This is a genomic window from Conexibacter stalactiti (assembly GCF_033542075.1).
Taxonomy (GTDB): domain Bacteria; phylum Actinomycetota; class Thermoleophilia; order Solirubrobacterales; family Solirubrobacteraceae; genus Conexibacter; species Conexibacter stalactiti.
This window is the reverse complement of sequence record NZ_JAWSTH010000007.1, coordinates 73,884-94,461: the sequence shown is the minus strand read 5'-3', so window position 1 is coordinate 94,461 and position 20,578 is coordinate 73,884. Positions and strand designations below refer to the sequence as shown.

Genomic DNA, 20,578 nt, shown 5'->3' with positions numbered 1-20,578 from the left:
TTGCGGTCGCTTCGTCGTCTGCTCGGCAACCGCGGCGGACAGGCCTCCGGCCCGCTCTGCGAGGTCCACGTCCCGCTGTCGCCCACACCGGGGTTCTTCGCGCAGCTGCAGCTGCTGGCAGCGTCGTTGCGGACGTACGGCGGCGCCCTCGCCGACGCCCGCATCGTCGTGACGGTCAGCCGCGACTGCGAGCCCTACGACCTCGACGCGCACCTGCCGTGGGCGCGCCGCTACGGGATCGAGTGGCGCTGGATGGACGAGCAGCAGTTCGCGCGGACGGGCATCTTCGGCACCGCCGTGCAGCGCTTCACCTACGACTTCGAGGCGCCGTTCGTCGTGCTGCTCGATGCCGACACCTTCTGCACCGGCCCGCTCGACGAGCTGCTCGAACTGGGTGACAGAGCGCTCGCCGGCCTCGTGGCGCACGTCTCGCCGGCTTGGGCGGGCACCCCCGCCTACACCGGCGCGATCACCGACGACGCGCGCTTCTGGGATGGCTTGTACGCGAGCGCGGGGCTCGGAACGCCCCCGCTCGCCTGTCGCCACACCGGCTGGAGCGTCATGGACGGCGATCCGGCGCGCCGCGACTGCCCGCCGTACTTCAACCTCGGCGTGCTCGCCGGCACCCGCGACGTCGTCGCCCGTCTCGGGTCGCGGATCTACGCCGAGATGGCGGAGGTCGACCGCTACGTCGACAGCGTCTTCCGCTGTCAGCTCGCCGTCACGCTTGCGCTCAGCCGCACGGGGGTCGCGTGGCGCGAGCTGCCGCCGCGGCTGAACTACCCCAACGACGAGCGCTTCGCCGCCGCCTACCCCGGCGATGCCGCCGACGTGCGGATTCTCCACTACCTGCGCGGCGACGAGATCGATCGAGGGTCGCTCGCGACCAGCCGCGCGCAGCTCGACGCGTTCCTCGCCCGCACGGACCTCTCACCCTCCAACGAGCTGCTGCGCAGCCGCATCGCCGCGCTCGCCGACCAGCTCTCGATCGATGCCTGACGGACGCCCGCGCTTTCCCTTCGCGCGGCCGGATCTGCCGCCGCCGGCCGCGTGGCTCGACGACCTGCAGCTCTCCTACGAGCAGCGCTGGTTCTCCAACGGCGGACCGCTCGTGCGACGGCTCGAGGGCGAGCTGGCGCGACGCGACCCCGCGGGCGGCCGCGACGCGGTCGTCGTCGCCAGCGCGACCGCCGGGCTCGTGGCGACGTTGATCGCGCTCGGCCTCGACGGGCCGGTCGCGCTGCCGGCCTTCACCTTCCCCGCCTCCGCGCACGCGGTCGCGATGGCGGGCTGCACGCCGGTGCTCTGCGACGTCGACCCGCTGACGTGGGAGCTGTCGCCCGCGGCGGCCGCGCACGCGGTGCGCGAGCACGGCTGCGTCGCGATCATGCACGTGCGCGCCTTCGGCCTCTGCCGCGACCTGGCCGCGATCGAGCGTGTCGCCGACGCCGCCGGCGTCCCGCTGGTGGTCGACAGCGCCGCGGCCTACGGGGGCGCGACCGCCGGCAGGGAGCCGCTCGGCCGCGCCGGCATCGCCGAGGTCTTCTCGGCCCATGCGACGAAGGTCTTCGCCGCCGGCGAGGGAGGCTTCGTGCTCGCCGCGCCGGAGCTGGCAGCCGCCGTCCGGCGGGCGGGCAACTTCGCGCTGGACGGGCTCGAGGTGACCGGGCGCGGGCTGAACGCGAAGCTGAGCGAGCTGAGCGCGGCCGTGATGCTGGCCGCGCTGGAGCAGCTCGACGACGTCGTCGAGCGACGGCGCGCGACGGCCGCCGCGCTGCTCGCCGCCGCGCGCGCGTCCGGACTCCCGTTCACGCTCCCCGACGGGATCGGCCAGCCGCCGTGGCAGGGTCTGCCGCTGCTGCTGCCGAGCGCCGCGGCGCGCGACGGCGCGCTGAGCGAGCTGCGGCGTGCCGGTGTCGAGGCGCGCCCGTACTACGCCCCGGGCCTCCAGCGCACGCGCGCCTTCGCCCGCTGCGCCGACGAGGCGCTGCCGGTCACCGACGAGCTGTCGGAGCGGATGCTCTGCCTGCCGGTGTACTCGCGGCTGGAGCCCGGCGAGCTGGAGCTGCTCGCGGGGCTGCTGACCGCCGCGCTGACGACGACCAAGGAGGAGCATGGCCTTTCTCGACGCTGAGGGCCTGCGGGCGCTCGGGCTCGCCGCCATCGGCGAGGACGTCCGCATCGACGCCGACGCCCGCCTGATCGGCGCGCAGCGGATCACGATCGGCTCGCACGTGCGGATCGACGCCTTCGCGGTGATCAGCGCCGGCGAGGATGGGATCGCGATCGGCGACCACGTCCACGTCGCCGCGCACTGCTTCGTCGCCGGCGCGGCGCGGATCGTGCTCGACGACTGGGCGGGCATCTCCGGGCGCACCTCGGTCTACTCGTCGACCGACGACTTCTCAGGGCGCAGCCTGACCGGGCCGACCGTCCCCGACGACCTGCGCGACGTCGACAGCCGGCCGGTGCGGGTCGGGCGCCACGTGATCGTCGGCGCCGGCACCGTGATCCTCCCCGGCGTCACGATCGGCGACGGCGCCGGCGTCGGCGCGCAGAGCCTGGTGCGCCGTGACGTTGAGCCGTTCACGATCGTCGTCGGCAGCCCGGCGCGACCGGTCGGAACGCGCGACCGCAGGCTGCTGGAGCTGGAGCGGATCGCCGACGCGCGCTGAGCGCCGCGCGCGCTCAGGCGGACGCGGTCGCGACCGGTGCCGGGCGGCGTCTCTGCAGGCGCCCGCGCACGATGCCGATCAGCGAGAGCAGCCCGACCGCTCCGCCCGCCGCGACGAGGCCGGCCGACGGGATCATGTAGCGGCCGATGTAGATGATCGAGAGGCTCGACAGCACGAACGTCGCGAGCCCGCCGATCCCGAGCACGAACGCGGCGATGCGGTTGCGCCGCGGGCCGACCAGCAACCCGGCGAAGATCAGCAGCGTCGAGATCGTCAGCGCTGTCGCGCCGAAGCGGATCTTGCGCTGGTAGTCGTGCAGGATCCCCAGCAGGTCCTGGTCGCGCGTCACCGTGAAGTGGTTGAAGAACGACTGCATGCCTCTCTCGGTCGCCTTCTCGCCGACGGCGTTGATCGGGCCGGTCCAGTCGAGCTGGCCGTCGAGGTCGGTGCCCTTGCCGGGCGCCCATCTGTAGCTGCCGGGGAAGAAGTAGGCCCAGATGTCTGGCCAGACGTTCTCGATGTACGTCTTCGGCTGATGCAGCACGACCGCCTGCGCCCACTCGTTGAGGAGGTCGTCGCCGGCGCCCTGCTGGACGCCGATCCCGCCCTCGTATCTTCTGTTGACCGGCGAGGCGGGGTCGTAGAGGTACCAGTCGGCACCGGGACGAGTCTCGGGGGTCGATCTCTCGCACAGCCAGGCCGTGCCCTTCGGCGGCTCGAAGTCACCGCACCAGGCGAACGGCGCGACGCGCGCGTAGAGATGCCAGCCGGTCGTCGGCGCGAACTCGAAGCGATCGTGCGAGATCGTGTTGGCGGTCGCGAAGCCGAGCATGAGCACGGTGGCGGTCCCGACGAAGGCGACGATCGGACGCCAGCGCGGGAGCCACGGCCGCGGCCGCACGAAGACGAAGGCGATCGCGACGACTGGCAGCAGGAACAGGCCCGCGGAGCGCGTTATCGCGGAGGCGCAGATGAGCGCCGCCGCCAGGATCGGCCACGGCCACCAGCGCTCCGGAGCGTCGAACGAACGTGCGACGGCGTAGATGCCGGCGACCATCAGCGGCACGAACAGCGCCTCCGACATGATCGTGTGCTCGAGGTAGATCTGGTCGGGCCCGAGCAGGATCACGGCGGCGCCGACCAGCCCCGGCCACGGCGAGCCGCACATCCGCTTGACGGCGAAGTACAGGAGGACCGCCGCGCCGATCGCGAGGAGGTGCTGAACGATCGTGTAGGCGCCGACGTCTCTCGTGATCCATCCGCCGGCGGACAGGAAGAGCGAGTAGCCGGCTGGATGCTGAGGGTTGCCGAACTCGTCGGCGGTCGCGTAGTACGCGTACGGCCACGAGTCGGCGAGCGTCGTCGAGACCGGCCACCAGGCGGCGAGCGCGAGTGCGCGCAGGCCGGCGCCGACCACGACGAACACTCCGAGCAGGAGGAGCGCGATGCGCTCCCCAGATGGCTTCACCCCTGACCTGAACACGAACGCGCCAAGTTATACAAGAACTCCACGAAATCTTTCACTTGCTGGTTTGTTGACTTTCACGCTGCGCCTGCCGGTCCTGCCAACCTGGCATCTCGGCACCAGGCTCTCGCGCCGGCGCACGACGCGTCACACGTTCTTCACAGAGTGACTAGCATCGGCGCGGTGAGAGACTGTCCCGTCAGCGGCAGAGCCGTGGTCGTGCTCGGGTTCCATCGCAGCGGCACCTCGATGGTGACACGCATGCTCAACCTGCTCGGCGTCGAACTCGGCGACGAGCGCGAGCTGCTGCCGCCCGAGGAGCGCGACAACGCCCGCGGGTACTGGGAACCGCGCTGGATGAACGAGCTGAACGAGGAGCTGCTGACGCAACTCGGTTCCGGCACGTTCGCGCCCTTCGCGCCGGAGCCGGGCTGGGAGGACGCGCCCGAGCTGGAGCCGCTGCGCGAACGCGCGCGCACGCTGCTCGCAGCACAGTTCGGCAGTGCGCGGACGTGGGGTTGGAAAGACCCTCGCACCTCGCTGACGCTGCCGTTCTGGCGCCAGCTGGTCGACGCCGACCTGTCGTTCGTGATCTGCATGCGCAATCCGGCCGATGCCGTCGCCTCGGCGCTCAAGCGCGGCGTCACCGACCTCCATCGCTGGTCGTACGCCGAGCGCTGGCTCGACTACACCGCCGCCGCGCTCGCGCACACCGAGGGCGCCCCCCGCACGCTCGTCTTCTACGAGGACGCGCTCAACCAGCCGGAGCGCGAGACGCGCCGGCTCGGCGCGTTCCTCGGGCTGGAGCAGCCGGACGCCGAGCAGCTCGCCGCCGCGGTCGAGAGCGTCGACCCCGAGCTGCGCCATCACGTCACCAACCCGCTCGACGTCGCCGTCGATCCCGGCCTCCCGGTCGAGACGCGGGCGCTCTACCTGCTGCTGCGCGCCCGTCGCGACCTCGAGACGCCGGCCGACGCAGACGCCGCCGGCGCGGCGCGCGACCGGCTGCTCGCCGCGCTCGACCGGATCGGTCCTGATCTGCGCCTGCTGCACAGCGAGGCGGCCCGCGCCGCGGGCGAGCACGCCTACGTCCGCGAGCAGCTCGAGGAGCGCGACCGCAGGCTGATCGCCGTCGAGCAGGAGCAGGCCGCGGCCGTCGCCCGCGCAGGGGGGCTGTCCGCCCAGGTCGAGCGGCTCGACGCCGAGCTGCGCGAGCGCGAGCAGGTCGCTGCCGCGGAGGCCGAGCAGACTGCCGCGCGAGCGGCCGAGCAGGGAGCGCTGATCGAGGAGCTGCACGCCACGATCGCCGCGCGAGACGCCGCGATCACGGTCTACGCGGAATCACGCAGCTGGAGAGTGACCGCACCGCTGCGTCACCTTGCCGGGCGCGTTCGCGCTCGCTCGTAACAGGGATCGACGGACCCGAGGTGCCGGCATCTCGGACGCCGGTTCCCTACGATGCGGCCACATGGCAGGGGGTGCCCTCATTTCTAGTAAAGGCAATGCGTCCGCGGCTCGGACGTCCAATCTGACGCTCGTGCTGAGCCGCGTCGCGGCGGCCGCCGGACTCGAGCGGGTCGTCGTGCTCGGCAGGACGGAGGTCGCGCTCCCCAGCGAGCTGACCGCGAGCGCGGCAGCATCAGCAGGCGCGCTCGCGGACGGCGAACTGCGCGACAGCATCGTCCTGCTGACCGGCGACGCGACGTGGGAGGGGCTCGCCGACGCGCGCATCGTCGTCGCCGTCGACCTCGCGCCCGCAGGCTCGTCGCTCGACGCGATCGCGGCCGCCCGCGCGACCGCCGCGGCCGCCGGCTGGAGCACGCCGTATTCCGGCATCGTCCACGGCGAGGCGGGCGGCGGGCGCACCGAAGGGTCGCTCGTCGTCGCCTGCAGAGCCGGTGACGACGTCGAGCCGCTGCTGGAGACCGGACCGCTGAGCCTCGCGCTCGACCCCGCGATCGCGGGCGTCGACGCCGCCGGCCCGGCCCGCGTGCTGATCGCCTCGTACGAGATCACCGGGCCGACCGGCAACGGCGGCATCGGCACCGCCTACCACTCGCTCGCGCACACGCTCGCCGCCGCCGGCAACGACGTCACCGTCCTCTTCACCGGCTGGATGGACCCGCCGGCCGCCGCGCGCGAGCCGGAGTGGCGCGCGCGGTTCGCGGCCAGCGGGATCGAGTTCGCGCTGCTCGGCACGCCGTGGGATCCGCCGGTGCGCAGCCCCCACCACGCGGTGCGGCGCGCCTACGAGTTCCACCGCTGGCTCTCCGCGGCGCACGCGGAGCGGCCGTTCGACATCGTGCACCTGCCGGAGACGCTCGGCCACGGCGCCTTCGCGCAGACCGCGAAGGCGATGGGCCTCGCCTACCAGGACGTCGAGTTCGTGATCGGCACGCACTCCTCGACGCGCTGGGTCGCGGAGTGCAACCGCGAGGGGATCGAGCAGATCGACATGCTCGTGACCGAGCGGCTGGAGCGGCTCAGCGTCGCTCGTGCCGACGTCATCCTGAGCCCCAGCGCCTACCTCGTCGACTACATGCGCGACCGCGCCTGGGAGCTGCCGGAGCGCACCTTCGTGCAGCAGTACTCGCGTCCGCAGTCGGTCCGGCGGATGGCGGAGGACAGCGCCGGCGAGGCCGCCGGTCCCGCGCCGCGCGAGCTGGTCTTCTTCGGACGGCTGGAGACGCGCAAGGGCCTGGAGGCGTTCTGCGACGCCGTCGACCTGCTCGTCGCCGACGGCGACTGCCCGTTCGACCGCGTCACCTTCGTCGGCCGGCCGGAGCGCGTGCTCGGCGAGGACTCGACGGCGTTCGTCGAGCGGCGCGCCGCCGACTGGGGCCTCGACTGGACGATCCTGCCCGACCTCGGCCACGACGAGGCGATCGCGCACCTGCGCGAGACGCCGTGCGTCGTGGCGATCCCGTCGCTCGTCGACAACTCGCCGAACACCGTCTACGAGGCCGTCGCGCTCGGCGTCCCGTTCATCGCCTCGCGCTCCGGCGGCACGGCGGAGATCATCGCGACCGAGGACCTCGCGGGCTCGACCTTCGACGGCTGGCGCAACGCCACGACGCTCGAGCCGCCGACCTTCGCGGCCCAGGAGGAGCCGTTCGACGCACGGGCGCTCGCGACGGCGCTGCGCGCGAAGGCGGCCGACGCCGCCGGGAGCGTCGCGCCGGCCGTCGGCGACGCCGCCGGCGACGCCGTCTACGACCGCTGGCATCGCGCGATCGCCGCGCGCCCCGCGACGCCGCCGGCCGCTGCCAAGACCTCCGCCCTGACCGCCGCCGTCTGCATCGTCGACGCCGACGGCGACGACCTGCGGCGCCTCAGTGCCGCGCTGCGCGACGGCACGCAGCAGCCGCTGCAGATCGCCGCCGTGGTCGCACCGGACGCCGAGCTGGACGACGCGCCTGCCGACGTCGAGCTGGTGCGCGCCGCCGGTCGCGACGCCGGCCCGGCGCGGCGTGCGCTCGCCGAGCGGCTCGACGCCGACCTGCTGTTCGTGCTGCGTGGCCACGAGCAGCCCGACGCGGCCTTCGTCGAGCAGGTCTGCACAGCGGCCGCCGCCAGTGGAGCGGATCTGCTCACGCTGATCTCGCGGGACCCGGCCGCCGACCGCGACACCGGCATCCCGAGAGCGCTGAGCCGCAAGGACGTGCCCGCCGACCTGCTCGCGTTCGTGCCGATCGCGGGACCGGCGATCGCGGCCGCCGTCTACCCGGCGCTCAGCGTCGGGTCGTACGCGATCCGGCGCACGGCGCTCAGCGGGCTCGGCGGCTACGCCAGCGACACGTGGGGCGAGACGACCGATCACGAGCTGCTCGCGCGCGCCGCGCTCGACGGCCTGCGGCTGGAGGTCCACCCCGAGCCGCTGCTGACGACGATCCGCGACGACGCCTGGACCGAGCTGCGCTCGCGCTTCATCGGCAGCGCCCCCTTCCCGCTGCCCGAGGGCGAGGCGGAGATCCGTCGCCTGCGGCCGTTCCGCCGGCGGCTCGAGGGTCAGCTCGCCGACCTCCCAGCGCTGCTGACGGGCGCGCACCGCACCGTCGGCGAGAGCACGGACCGCGTGCTGGTGCAGATCGCGCGCCAGCAGGAGCTCGTCGACGCCTACGAGGCGCGCCTGAAGGAGTATCGCGACCTCGTCGAGCTGTACGAGCATCAGAAGGAGGAGCTGGGCGCGGTGCTGCGCGACCGCGACGCCGCGCTGGCGGCGATGCGTGCGCCGTCGGCGCTCGCGCGCGCTCAGCAGCGGATGCCGCGCGCCGCGCGCGGCCCGGTGAGCGAGTGGCCGCGCCGAGGCGTACGGTTCGCGAGATGGCGGATCGAGCTGATGCGGCGGAAGCTGCGGTGAACTGGGACGAGCCTCTCGCGATCGCCGAGCGGCTCGCGGCCTCGCTCGGCGGCGCGGTCGTCACCGATCCCGTCGAGGCCGGCGACGGCGACGTGCTGCTGGCGACGGCCGAGCAGCTCGGCGCGCCGGCGAGAGCCGCGGCCACCGTCATCGCCGGAAGCGCCGCGGAGGCGTCGAGCGCGGGCCTGACCGCGCTGCGCGAGCGCGTCGAGGCGCACGGCCTCGCGACCGCCCTCGCGACGTTCGCGGCGGCTCCCGGGCAGCCGGGCGCCGAGCTGCCGCTGGTCGTCGCCGCCCCTCCCGGCTCGCCGCAGGTGCCGGAGCTGCTCGCCGCCGGCCCCCACTCGCTCGCGCTCGACGCGACCGTCGAGACCGCGACGATCACCGCGGCGGACGCGCCGGCACGCGTCTGCGTCGTCAGCTTCGAGGCCTCCGGCATGACCGGCGGCGGCATCGGCACCGCCGCGACGTCGCTCGCCGAGTCGCTCGCGCGCGGCGGTCACGATGTGACGCTGCTCTTCACGGGCTGGCAGGAGGCCGGCGCCGAGACGTCGAACGAGCGCTGGCGGCGCCACTACGCCGAGCGCGACGTGCGCCTGGAGGTCATCCGAGCGCCGGGCGGCGGATCGGTCAAGAACCTGCATTATCCGGCCCGCGTCTCCTACGAGGTCTATTGCTGGCTGCGCGACGAGCAGCCGTTCGACGTCGTCCACCTGCCCGAGAACATGGGCCACGGCGCCTACGCGCAGCTCGCCAAGCGCCAGGGCGCGGCGTTCGCGCGCACGACCTTCGCGATCGGCACGCACGGGCCGACGCGCTGGGCGGCGGAGGCCAACCGCGTCGCGCTGACGCGCGAGGAGTTCCTCGTCAACGAGGCGCTGGAGCGTGTCAGCGTCGCGCTCGCCGACGTGCTGCTCGGCCCCAGCCGCTACCTCCACCGCTACATGCGCGAGCACGGCTGGACGTTGCCCGACCGTGTGCACGTGCAGCCATACGCGACGCCGGCCGCGGTGCGACCGAGCACGACGCGCGTGCCGCGCGCCGTCCGCGCCCGCAGCAACGGCGGCGCCGCGGTCGCCGCCCCCGGCCACCCCGCCTCCGCCGACGCGGCGACGCTGCCGGACGAGATCGTCTTCTTCGGTCGCATCGAGACGCGCAAGGGCGTCGTGACGCTCTGCGACGCGCTCGACCTGCTGGCCGCCCGCGACGACCTCCCGCGCTTCTCCGTCACCTTCCTCGGACCGGTCGCGGAAGTGCTCGGACAGCCGGCCGACGCCTACGTCGCCGAGCGCGCCGAGCGCTGGCCATGGGGCTGTGAGGTCGTCAGCGACCGCGACCAGCAGGGCGCCGCCGAGTACCTCGCCCGCCCCGGCGTGCTGGCGGCGATGCCGTCGCTCGTCGACAACGCTCCCAACACCGTCAGCGAGGCGATCGCGCTCGGCGTGCCGTTCGTCGCGGCGCAGTCGGGCGGCAGCGGCGAGCTGATCGACGCTCGGCAGCGTGATGACCACATGTTCGCCGCCGCCGGTCCGCCGCTCCCGGTCCCGCTGACGGCGCCGACGGTCGCCGTCGACCCGGCGCCGCTGGCGGAGCTGCTGGCGCACCGGCTGACGACGCCGGTCGCCCCGGCGCGGCCGCCCGCCACGACGGCCGCCGTCGACGCGGCCTACGACCGCTGGCACCGCGCCGTGCGGCGGACCAACGACGTCGCGGAGGAGGCGCCCGGGGCAGCCGCGCCCGCGCTGCCGACGGTGACCGCCTGCCTGCTGTTCGACGGCGACGAGGAGCTGCTCGCGGAGCAGCTCGCGGCGCTGCGCGACGGCGACGGCGTCGAACTGGTCGTCGCCGATCTGCGCGCCGCGGACGTGACCGGCGCCGGCCCCGTCGCGGACGGCGTGACGGTCGTCCGCCCTGCCCGCCCCGGCCATGCCGCCGACGCGCGGACCGCCGCGCTGGAGGCATCCAGCGGCGAGCTGTTCGCGCTCGTGCCGGTTGGCGACGTGCCGCTGCCGTCGTTCGCCGACGGGCTGCGACGGGCGGTCGCCGCGACGGAGGCCGACCTCTGCGCGTGCGCGGTGCTCGACCAGCTCGGCGGCGCTGACGGCGCGGTCGCGGACGACGAGGGGCGCGACGGCACGGGCAGCGACGGCCCGGACGGCGTCGCCGCCGCCGACGGTGACGAGCGCGACGCCGCCTGGCACGCCTTCGTGCCGCTGCCTGGCCCGCCGCTGGCCGGGCTCGACGGCGCCGCCTTCACCGCCGGCCCGTACGCGATCCGGCGCGCCGCGCTCGAGCGGCTCGGCGGCTTCGCCGCCGACGCGGACGGCGACGAGGTCGACGACGAGCTGCTCAACCGCGCCGTCGCCGCCGGCCTGCGACTGCAGGTCGTGCCCGAACCGCTGGCGGCCAAGCGCCGGCCCGGCCGCTGGGCCGGCTTCCGCGCCGACTGGCCGCGCGTGACCAACGAGCCGCCGTACGACGCCGAGCAGTGGCTGCGGGTCGAGCGCCCGCTCGCCGCCGACGGGACGCTCGCGAGCGGTGACCTGACCGGGCTGCTGCGCGGAGCGCGCGGTGAGCGCGCGCAGCTGCGCGCCGTCGTCGAGGAGCAGCGCGAGGTCTACGAGGCGCGCCTGGCCGAGCACCGCGCCTGGATCGACGACCTCGAGGGCAAGGCCGCGCGGTGGCGCGCCGACCAAGAGGTGCTGCTGGCGGAGATCAAGGCGCTGAAGGACGAGAGCGGCCGGCTGCGGGCGCTCAACGCGGAGCTGTCGCAGAGCGCCGCCCAGCTCGCCGTCAGAACCGTCCGCGACGTCGGCAAGCAGGTTCGCCGCCGCGTCAACCGCTGAGGCGGCCGCCGGGCCGGCTCAGGCGGCTGCGGCGACGGCCGCCCGCTCGGTCCCGAAGGCGCGCAGGTCGAGCAGCAGGTCGTGGACGAGGCGCGGGTAGACGCGTGAGGCGCGGAAGCCCTCGGCCTTCATGCGACCGCGCACGCGGACGCGGTGGTAGGCGTCGGGGAGCCGCTGCAGCAGCTCGATCCGGTTGTGCAGCTCGCCGGCCGTGCCGACCTCGATGAAGTCGATCCCCGGCTCCAGCCCGTGCAGCGGGTCGAGCGGCTCGCTCAGCACGAGGTGGCCGGCCGCGAGGTGGAGCGAGACGCGGTTCTCGAACGACGGGTACGGCTCGTTGTGGAGGTTGATCCCGACGTGGTGCTCGCGCATCAGCGCGTCGAGCCGCGCGGCGTCGACGCCGAAGGCGAGGTGCAGCACGTCGAAGCTGTGCTTGGAGGGGATCAGCAGCTGCTCGCGGTGGGCCGTCGAGCGGCCGACGAACATCACGCCCGGCCGCGCCCGGATCGGCTCGACGTCGGCGAAGAAGCGGTCGTCGACCGGCAGCGGCAGCGAGCGCCAGACCGGCAGCACCTCTTCGGCGGCGCCGACGATGTTGGGGTCGAACGCGACGATCCGGTCGAAGTTGCCGCGGTCGACCTTGCGCAGCGACGCGAGCCGCGTCTCGAGGTCGGCGTGCGCGCCGGCGCCGCGCGGCAGCGGCTCGGTGAGGAACCCGAGCGTCGCGGCGTCGAGCTCGGCGAACGCCCCCGCCGGCACGATCTCGGGACGGAACACCAGCACCACGTGCGGCCGCCACGCGTGCAGCTCGGCGAGCAGCCGGCCCAGCTCGGCGCCCTCGCGGAACTCGATGAAGCGGGTCTCCAGCTCGGGCGTCCCGCGCATCAGCGCGCACGCTTCGAAGAACGTCCCCTGACCGACGAAGGCGAGCCGCAGCGGCTCGTGCTCCGCAGGCGCCGTGTAGGGCAGTCCTGAGCGGGCGAACGCGGGCTTCACAGGCGGCGGGCGGGTCGCTGGCGCATGCGCTGATGGTACGGAGACGGCCAGCGTCACGCGGACAGCGGGGCCGCCAGGTAGCCTTCCGCGGCGAGCAGGAGCCTTCGCATGCCCGATTGGCAAGAACGCATCGCCGACGACACCCGCCCCTCCATCCGCGCCGAGCACGAGCTGCGGTACGCGCTCGCCGCGCCGCTGATCCGTGCCAGCACGCGCTGGTGCGACCTCGGCTGCGGCAGCGGGATCGGGGCCGCCGCGGCGCTCGCCGGCAAGGCCTACGCCGGCCGCGCGCTGCTGGTCGACCGCGAGCAGGCGGTCGCCGACCGCGCCGCCGCGGCGATCGGCAGAAGAAGAGCGGTCGCGCTCGCCGCCGACCTCGCCACGCCGGAGGGCGTCGCGCAGGTGCGCGGGGCGCTCGGCGACAGAGACGATCCGCTGCTGGTCACCTGCTTCGAGACGATCGAGCACCTCGACGACTTCGCGCCGCTCGTCGCGCTGCTGGTCGAGCTGGCCGCCCGTCCCGGCGCGACGGTCGTGCTGAGCGTTCCCAACGACGCCTTCTGGGCGATCGAGAACCCGCATCACACGACCAGTTGGGGCGAGGGCGCTGTCGAGGAGCTGCGCGCGCTGCTGCCCGCCGACCACGTCGTGCTGCACCAGTTCGCGTTGAACGGCTCGGCGATCGCCGACCCGGCCGAGAGCGCCGACGGCAGCGCCGCGTTCGCGCTCGCGCCCGGCGTCCCCTCGCACGTGCTGCTCGCCTTCGGCGACGGCGCCGAGCAGTTCGCCGGCGCGCCGGTCGCGCGCGTCGTCCAGTCCGACGTCGAGGCGCAGCGCCGCTGGGAGCGGCAGCGCGAGAGCGACCTGCTCTACTACGCGACCGCCGTGAAGGCGCTCGAGGAGCGTCTCGCCGCGGCCGAGCAGGCCGCCGCGGAGGCGGCTGCCGCCGCTGCGCCGGCGCCCGCGAGCGACGACGAGGCCTCCGACGCGCCCGCCGCCAGCGGCCACGCGTGAAGGTCGCCTTCCTCCTCAACGACCTGCAGCTGTCCGGCGGCGTCGGCGTCGTCGTCCAGCACGCGCGCGAGCTGGTCCTCAGACACGGCCACGACGTGACGCTCGTGCTCGTGCGCGAGCAGGAGGCGGCGCCGTGGGAGTTCGACGGACTCGCCCACCTGCACGTCGAGGGGCTCGACGACGCGCGCCGAGAGCGCTTCGACGTCGCGATCGCGACCTGGTGGGAGACGGCCTACTCGCTGTTCGAGCTGGAGGCCGATCGATACGTCCACTTCCTCCAGAGCTTCGAGGACCGCTTCTACGACCGCCTCACCGCCGAGCGGCCGGCAGCCGCCGCGATCCTCGACCTGCCCGTCAGCTACGTGACGGAGGCGACGTGGATCGCCGAGACGCTCGCGCGCGTGCGGCCCGACGCGCCCTGCCTGTTCGTCCGCAACGGGATCGACAAGGACGTCTTCCGCTCGCCCGAGACGCTCGACGTGCGGCTCGACGAGCCGCTGCGGATCGTCGTCGAGGGCAACCCCGACGTCTGGTTCAAGGGCGTCTACGAGTCGATCGGCGTCGTCAGAGCGATGCGCGAGCCGCGCCACCTGACGGTCGTCACCGGCGACGCCTCGAAGATCGAGCCCGGCTCCGCCGACGCCGTCGTCGGCCCGCTCACGCATCGCGAGATGGCCGCGCTCTACGGCTCGAGCGACGTCGTGCTCAAGCTGTCGAAGGTCGAGGGCATGTTCGGACCTCCGCTGGAGGGCTTCCACATGGGCGCGACCTGCGTCGTGGCCCCCGTCACCGGCTTCGACGAGTACATCGAGCATGGTTGGAACGGCCTCGTCGTCGACTGGGACGACCCGGCCGGCACGGCGCGCGCGCTCGACCTGCTGGCGCGCGACCGGCGGCTGCTGACGTTCCTGCGCACCAACGCGCTGGAGACGGCGCGCTCATGGCCGACCTGGGAGCAGTCCGGCACGTTCATGGCCGCGGCGCTGGAGAAGATCCATCGCGACCCGCCGCCCCCGCCCTACGCCGGCGCCCGCCAGCTCGTCGCCGACAGCCGCCTGGCGCTGGAGACGCAGCGGCTGCTGATGCACGAGCGCAACGAGTACAGACGGCTCGCCAAACCGGCGCTGCGGGTCAAGCAGACGACGGCGTGGCGGCGGTTGAAGCGCCTGCGCGAGCATCCCGCGATGCAGCCGGTGTGGAAGCTGATGCGCCCGTTCACGCGCCGGGTGCGCTCGAAGCTGACCGGCTGAGGGGCCCGCGGATGGACCGGCACCCGCTGATCGACCGTGCGGTGCGGCGGCTGCGCGGCCGGCCGGCGCCGGTCGACGAGTCGGCCTTCACCGCCTACGCCGCGGTCGCGGAGCTGGCGCGCAGAGGCGCCGCGCCGCTGGCGCCGCTCGACGCCGCGACGGGCGCGGCCGACGGGCCGCTGACGGTCGCCGTGGTGATCCCGTGGTTCCCGACCGGCAGCGGCGGCCACGCGACGATCTTCAACCTCGTGCGGGCGCTGGAGGCGCGCGGCCACGCCTGCTCGATCTGGCTCGACGACCCGACCGGCCGCCACGCCGCGCTCGACGAGGCCGCCGTCGGGCAGCGGCTGCGCGAGCAGTTCGGCGGCTGCGCCGGCCCCGTCCGCAAGGGCTTCGCCGCCTGGGCGGGCGCCGACGTCGTGCTCGCGACCAGCTGGCCGACCGCCTACCGCGCCCAGCTGCTGCCCGGCTGCCGCGCGCGCGCGTACCTGGTGCAGGACCACGAGCCGGAGTTCCACCCGACCTCGGCCGAGTCGGAGTGGGCGGCGGCGACCTACCGCGCCGGCCTTCACTGCATCGCCGCCTCGGCGTGGCTGGCGCGGCTGCTGCGCGACCGCTACGGCGCCGCCAGCAGCCACTTCGACCTCGGCATCGACCACGCCCGCTACCGCCCCGCGACGGGTGCGCGCCGGCCCGCGCGCGTGCTCTTCTACGCGCGCGCCAGCACGCCGCGGCGGGCCGTCCCGCTGGGGTTGTTCGCGCTCGCCGAGCTGCGCCGGCGGCGGCCCGAGGTCGAGCTGGCGCTGTTCGGCTCGCCCGCGCCGGTCGCGACGCCCTTCCCCTGCGAGCAGCTCGGGCTGCTGTCGCCGGCGCAGCTCGCCGAGGCCTACGCGACGGCCACCGCCGGCATGGTGCTGTCGCTGACGAACCCGTCGCTGGTGCCGCAGGAGATGGTCGCGTGCGGCCTGCCGTGCGTCGACGTCGACGTCGCCAGCACGCGCGCCGAATGGGGCGCCGACGGCGCCGTCGAGCTGGCGGCGTTCGATCCGGGGGCGCTCGCCTCAGCGCTGGAGCGGCTGCTCGACGACCGCGCGCTGTGGGAGCGCCGCAGCGCCGCGGGGGTCGCCTGGGCGGCGCGGCGGACGTGGTCGCACGCCGGCGAGCAGGTCGAAGCCGGCCTCCGCGCCGCGCTGGCCGCGCGCTGAGCGCGTCCGGCGCTCAGTCGTTGCTGCGGCGCAGGCCGAGGATGCTGAGCAGGAACGAGGAGAAGAAGACCTGGATGCCGACGATCACGAACGTCAGCGCCAGGATCGCCAGTCTCTCCTCGCCGAGCGAGCCGAAGCCGCGGTCGATCCACTCGATCACGATGATCGCGGCGATCACGAGGCCGGCGATCACGATCCCGCCGCCGAGCAGCAGGCCGTGCTCGAGTCTGAAGCGGGCCCGCATGCGGTCGAACCACGGATCGCGCTCGTTCATGAAGTACGTGCCGTAGGCGTGGGCGCAGAGGCCGAGGGCGACGACCTGCGTGCCGACGACCAGCAGCAGGGAGCCGGCGATCAGCGCGTGCAGGTCCCACTCGCGGCCGAAGACGTTGATGTTGGCGACGACCGTCAAGGCGATCAGCGCGCCGACCAGCGCCATCAGCGCGCCCGGGAAGATGAAGAGGTGGTTCGGCGAGTGGACGAGCAGGAAGCGCAGGTGGCGCCAGCCGTCGCGGAAGCTCGACAGCTTCGACTCGCCACCGCGCGGGTGGTACTCGATGTCGAACTGGCGGATGTCGAGCTTCTCCTTCGCCGCCCGGATCACCATCTCGGAGGCGAACTCCATGCCGGTCGTGCGCAGCGCCAGCTGCGGCAGCGTCGAGCGACGGACCGCGCGCATGCCGCAGTGGGCGTCACTGACGCCGGTTCTGAACAGCAGGTTGAGGAAGCCCGACAGCAGCGGGTTGCCGACGTACTGGTGCAGCCACGGCATCGCGCCCGGATGGATGTTCTTCATCCGGTCGCCGATCACCATGTCGGCGCCGTCGTCCAGCTCTCTGAGGAAGCGGGGGATCTCGTTGAAGTCGTACGTGAGGTCGGCGTCGCCCATCACGATGTACTTGCCGCGCGCCGCCGAGAAGCCGGCCAGGTAGGCGCTGCCGTAGCCGCGGCGGGGCTCGACGACGACGCGGGCGCCGGCGGCCTCGGCCAGCGCGGCGCTGCCGTCGTCGGAGTTGTTGTCGGCGACGACGACCTCGCCGGCGATGCCGTTGCGCTCCAGCACGCCAAGGGCGGCGGCGACGCACTGCTCGATGTTCTCGGCCTCGTTGAGGCACGGGATCACCACGGAGACGCGCAGCTCGGCGGTCTCAGGCTCTGTCCGCCCGAGGGCGTTCTCTTTCTGGGCTGTCGTCATGTGCTCGTCGGGTCGGATGCAACCGGATCGGGGCACCACTTGAGACGGGAATCGACCCGTCGAGTTGCGCTGATGCTAGCGAAACCGCCGGCCGCTCCTTTCTCGCGCCGTCGCCCGTGCACCGTGACGGACGGGCGCACCCGGTACGCTGACGCCCCGCATGGCAGCTTCTCGCGACCCGCGCGCCCCCCGCGCGAACCAGCGCACGGAGTCGCTCCGAGGGATGCCCCGAAGGCTTCTCCGGCGACTGCGTGCAGTCCCCGCACCGCTCGCGCTCGTGCTCGTCGCCGCGGCGATCATGGCGACCGCCTGGGCGCTGCTGATGCCGCCGTTCCAGGGACCTGACGAGTCCGAGCACTTCGCCTACGTGCAGCATGTCGCCGAGACCGGCAGCGCACCCTCTTCGACGACGTTCGGCGGTGCCGGCAGCCACTCCAGCGAGCAGACGTTCGCGATGGACGCGCTCGGGCTGCGGATGCTGATGGCCTCACCCGCCGCGCGCCCGCTGTGGAACTCGATCGACCAGCAGCGCTGGCGCGAGTTCGAGCAGGAGGTGACCAAGCGCCAGCGCGCCGACGGCGAGGGTGCCAACCCGATCGCGAAGAACCCGCCGCTCTACTACGCCTACGAGGCGATCGCCTACCGCGCCGTGCCGGGCGACTCGCTCTACGACCATCTGCTCGCGTCGCGCTTCGCCAACATCGTGCTGTTCCTCGTCGCGGTCGCCTGCGCCTGGCTCGCGGCGGCCGAGCTGACGGCGCGCGTGTGGGTCCGAACCCTGACCGCGGCGATCGTGGCCGTGCAGCCGCAGCTGACCTCGATGGCGGGGATCGTCAACGCCGACACGCTGCTCGTGACGATCTGGTCGGCCTTCACGGCGCTGGCGCTGCGGACGCTCGTGCGCGGTCCCAGCCTGGCGCGCTTCGCCGGCCTCAGCGCGCTCGCGGCCGGCTCCGCGCTCACGCACGGCCGCGGCCTCGCGCTGCTGCCGCCGCTCGTGGTCGTGCTCGCGCTGGCCTGCTGGCGTCACCGGCCGGCGCTGCGCGCCGCGCTGCGCTGGAGCGGCGCGAGCGCGCTCGTGCTGGCCGCGGGGCTGATCCTGTTCAGGCTGTTCGCGGCCGGCGGCGGCAGCGGCGGGAGCCTCTACGGCGACCAGACGAACTACATCCACCAGGGCGGCTTCGGGGTCGGGCAGTTCGCCTCCCACGTGTGGCAGTTCTACCTGCCGAAGCTGCCCTTCCTGCCGACTCGGGTCGGCCCCGACTACGGCTTCCGGCAGATGTTCGTCGAGACCTTCTTCGGCTCCTTCGGATGGCTGGAGGTGCGCTTCCCGGCGCGCGTCTACAGCGGGCTGCGGATCGCCGCGCTGCTCGGCCTCGCGGGCCTGCTCATCGCCGCCTGGTCGCGGCGGCGGATGCTGCGCGAGCAGCTCCACGTCGTGCTCGGCCTGGTCGCGATCTGCGGCTCGCTGCTGGCGCTGCTGCACCTCGTCTCCTACCTCGCGCTGCTGGGCTCGGGCGACCCGCTGATCGTCGGCCGCTACGCGCTGCCGCTGATCGTGCCGTTCGCGCTCGCGATCGCCTTCGTCGCGACGTCGCTGCCGCGTCGCGTCGGCGCGTACTTCGGCGTGCTCGTCGTGACGGTCGGGATCGTGCTGCAGCTGTCGGGCCTGCTGATCACGGTGGAGCGCTTCTATGTCTGATCGCTTCCCGCGTCGGACCGCGCAGGCGGTCGTCCTCTGCGCCGCGGCGGTGCTGCTGCTCGCCTTCTTCGTCGAGCTGCTGCCGCGGCTGACCAGAGACCAGCGCGGGATCGCCTCGACGCCGGTCCCGACCGGCGCCCGCAACGCCACGACGCTGCCGCTGGAGCCCGGTCAGAGAGTCTGCCTCGACGGCGTCGTGGTCAGCCCTGACAGCGAGGTGCTGCAGCTGATGCTCGATCCCGCCGAGCCGCTGCCGGCGCCGCCGCTGCGCGTGACCGTGAACGGGATCGGCTACGACGCCGCGGCGACCGTCAGAGCGGACGAGCACACGCTGCGAGTGCCGCTCGATCCGCCCGACGAGACGCTGGCGGCCGCCGTCTGCGTCGCCAACAGAGGCCGCCGGACCGCGACGCTCGCGGCGACCGCCGACCCGCGCGTGCTGCAGCGCACCCGCGCGACGCCCTACGGCGGCTATCCGCTGGCGGTCGCCTTCCAGGCGACCTTCACGGAGGCCGAGCCGCGCAGCATGCTCGGCAGCCTCGACACGACCGCCGAGCGCGCCGCGACCTTCAACGCGCTGGGGCCGTGGGCGCTGTGGCTGCTGCTGCCGCTGCTGGGGCTCGGCGTCCCCGCGCTGCTGCTGGGCGCGTACTACCTCGCGCTGCGCCGCCCGGGCGGCTCCGACGACGACGCCGGGACGTGACGCCGATGCGCATCTGCCTCGTCTACGACTGCCTCTTCCCGCACACCGTCGGCGGCGCGGAGCGCTGGTACCGCAACCTCGCCGAGCGGCTGACCGCCGACGGTCACGAGGTCACCTACCTGACCCTGCGGCAGTGGAATCGCGGCGTCTCCCCGGGCGTCGACGGCGTCGACGTGCGCGTCGTCGGGCCGCGGATGGCGCTCTACGCCGGCGAGGGCCGCCGGCGGATCCTGCCGCCGCTGGTCTTCGGCGCCGGGGTGCTGTGGCATCTGCTGCGCCACGGCCGCCGCTACGACGTCGTGCACACCGCCTCGTTCCCGTACTTCTCCCTGCTGGCGGCGGCGGTCACGCGGCCGCTGCACCGCTTCCGCCTCGTCGTCGACTGGCACGAGGTGTGGTCGCGCAGCTACTGGGAGGAGTACCTCGGCCGCGCCGGCGGGACGGTCGGCGCGCTCGTGCAGCGGCTCTGCGCGCGCGTCCCGCAGCAGGCCTTCTGCTTCTCGCGCCTGCACGCCGGCCGCCTGCGCGACGAGGGGCTGCGCAGCGAGCCGACGATCCTCACCGGCGAGTACGCCGGCTCGCTGGAGCAGCCGGTGCCGGTGCCGGCGCAGCCGGTCGTCGCCTTCGCCGGCCGCCACATCCCCGAAAAGCGCGTCCCGGCGCTGGTGCGCGCCTTCGCACGCGCGCGGCGCGAGGCGCCGGAGCTGCGCCTGACCGTGCTCGGCGACGGCCCGGAGCGGCCGCAGGTGCTGGCGGCGATCGCGCAGGAAGGGCTGGAGGAGATCGCCGTCGCGCCCGGCTTCGTCTCCAGCGAGGAGGTCGAGGAGACGCTCGCCGGCGCCCTCTGCATGGTGCTGCCGTCCTCGCGCGAGGGCTACGGGATGGTCGTCGTCGAGGCCTCCGCGCGCGGTGTCCCGAGCGTCGTCGTGCGCGAGCCCGACAACGCCGCCGTCGAGCTGGTCGACGACGGCGAGAACGGCGTCGTCGCCGACTCGGTCGAGCCCGAGCAGCTGGCCGCCGCGATCCTGCGCGTGCACGCCGCCGGCCCGGAACTGCGCGACAGCACCGCCGCCTGGTTCGGCCGCAACGCCCGCCGGCTCTCGCTCGACGGTTCGCTCGACACGGTTGCGGCCGCCTACCGCACGCTCCGCTAGCCTCCGGCAGCCA

At 74.0% G+C, this 20,578-nt stretch carries 15 protein-coding genes; 12 read left to right on the top strand and 3 right to left on the bottom strand.

All coding sequences use genetic code 11. From position 1 onward, the window contains the following. The 3 genes from R7226_RS04930 to R7226_RS04920 are packed head-to-tail and all read left to right on the top strand — an operon-like array spanning position 1 to position 2,675. Positions 1-999, top strand: a complete 999-nt coding sequence (locus R7226_RS04930) for a hypothetical protein (protein ID WP_318595925.1) — start codon at positions 1-3, stop codon at positions 997-999. After that, positions 992-2,134, top strand: a complete 1,143-nt coding sequence (locus tag R7226_RS04925; protein ID WP_318595924.1) for a DegT/DnrJ/EryC1/StrS family aminotransferase — start codon at positions 992-994, stop codon at positions 2,132-2,134. The genes R7226_RS04930 and R7226_RS04925 overlap by 8 nt, the downstream gene beginning before the upstream one ends. Next, positions 2,115-2,675: an acyltransferase gene (locus R7226_RS04920; RefSeq protein ID WP_318595923.1), complete on the top strand. Its 561-nt coding sequence runs from the start codon at positions 2,115-2,117 to the stop codon at positions 2,673-2,675. Before R7226_RS04925 ends, R7226_RS04920 begins: the two co-directional genes overlap by 20 nt. Positions 2,676-2,688: 13 nt before the next feature. On the opposite strand, the gene R7226_RS04915 is transcribed toward R7226_RS04920, so the two are convergent. Continuing rightward, the gene (locus R7226_RS04915) at positions 2,689-4,101 is read right to left on the bottom strand and encodes an ArnT family glycosyltransferase (RefSeq protein WP_318595922.1); all 1,413 of its coding nucleotides are present in this window, start codon (positions 4,099-4,101) and stop codon (positions 2,689-2,691) included. A 222-nt stretch (positions 4,102-4,323) separates the two neighbouring features. On the opposite strand from R7226_RS04915, the gene R7226_RS04910 reads away from it, so the two are divergent. From R7226_RS04910 to R7226_RS04900, 3 genes are all read left to right on the top strand, one after another. Then, positions 4,324-5,547 (top strand): sulfotransferase, encoded by a 1,224-nt coding sequence (locus R7226_RS04910; protein ID WP_318595921.1) that lies wholly within the window; start codon positions 4,324-4,326, stop codon positions 5,545-5,547. A gap of 130 nt (positions 5,548-5,677) precedes the next feature. Further along, positions 5,678-8,500, top strand: coding sequence for a glycosyltransferase (locus tag R7226_RS04905; RefSeq protein WP_318595920.1), 2,823 nt, complete (start codon positions 5,678-5,680; stop codon positions 8,498-8,500). Then, positions 8,497-11,346 (top strand): glycosyltransferase, encoded by a 2,850-nt coding sequence (locus tag R7226_RS04900; protein WP_318595919.1) that lies wholly within the window; start codon positions 8,497-8,499, stop codon positions 11,344-11,346. Before R7226_RS04905 ends, R7226_RS04900 begins: the two co-directional genes overlap by 4 nt. Positions 11,347-11,364: 18 nt before the next feature. On the opposite strand, the gene R7226_RS04895 is transcribed toward R7226_RS04900, so the two are convergent. Continuing rightward, a complete protein-coding gene (locus R7226_RS04895; RefSeq protein ID WP_318595918.1) occupies positions 11,365-12,342 on the bottom strand; it encodes a hypothetical protein in 978 nt (325 codons plus the stop codon). A gap of 108 nt (positions 12,343-12,450) precedes the next feature. Here R7226_RS04895 and R7226_RS04890 point away from each other — a divergent pair, with 108 nt between their 5' ends. Genes R7226_RS04890 through R7226_RS04880 form a run of 3 tightly spaced genes read left to right on the top strand, consistent with a single transcriptional unit; the run spans position 12,451 to position 15,811 of the window. Next, complete coding sequence (locus R7226_RS04890) at positions 12,451-13,356, top strand: methyltransferase domain-containing protein (RefSeq protein WP_318595917.1); 906 nt, start codon at positions 12,451-12,453, stop codon at positions 13,354-13,356. After that, complete coding sequence (locus tag R7226_RS04885; RefSeq protein WP_318595916.1) at positions 13,353-14,606, top strand: glycosyltransferase family 4 protein; 1,254 nt, start codon at positions 13,353-13,355, stop codon at positions 14,604-14,606. Before R7226_RS04890 ends, R7226_RS04885 begins: the two co-directional genes overlap by 4 nt. Positions 14,607-14,617: 11 nt before the next feature. Beyond that, positions 14,618-15,811 carry a glycosyltransferase family 4 protein gene (locus tag R7226_RS04880; RefSeq protein ID WP_318595915.1) on the top strand — a complete coding sequence of 398 codons (1,194 nt, stop codon included), beginning with the start codon at positions 14,618-14,620 and terminating at the stop codon, positions 15,809-15,811. A gap of 13 nt (positions 15,812-15,824) precedes the next feature. Here the strand turns inward: R7226_RS04880 and R7226_RS04875 are convergent, their stop codons facing one another. Then, positions 15,825-17,006 carry a glycosyltransferase family 2 protein gene (locus tag R7226_RS04875; protein WP_318595914.1) on the bottom strand — a complete coding sequence of 394 codons (1,182 nt, stop codon included), beginning with the start codon at positions 17,004-17,006 and terminating at the stop codon, positions 15,825-15,827. Between the two features lie 223 nt (positions 17,007-17,229). Here R7226_RS04875 and R7226_RS04870 point away from each other — a divergent pair, with 223 nt between their 5' ends. The 3 genes from R7226_RS04870 to R7226_RS04860 are packed head-to-tail and all read left to right on the top strand — an operon-like array spanning position 17,230 to position 20,565. Further along, entirely contained in the window at positions 17,230-18,708 is a 1,479-nt protein-coding gene (locus tag R7226_RS04870; RefSeq protein WP_318595913.1) for a DUF2142 domain-containing protein, read from the top strand. Beyond that, the gene (locus R7226_RS04865) at positions 18,701-19,411 is read left to right on the top strand and encodes a hypothetical protein (RefSeq protein WP_318595912.1); all 711 of its coding nucleotides are present in this window, start codon (positions 18,701-18,703) and stop codon (positions 19,409-19,411) included. The genes R7226_RS04870 and R7226_RS04865 overlap by 8 nt, the downstream gene beginning before the upstream one ends. A gap of 5 nt (positions 19,412-19,416) precedes the next feature. Next, positions 19,417-20,565: a glycosyltransferase family 4 protein gene (locus tag R7226_RS04860; RefSeq protein ID WP_318595947.1), complete on the top strand. Its 1,149-nt coding sequence runs from the start codon at positions 19,417-19,419 to the stop codon at positions 20,563-20,565. The last annotated feature ends 13 nt before the right edge of the window (positions 20,566-20,578 follow it).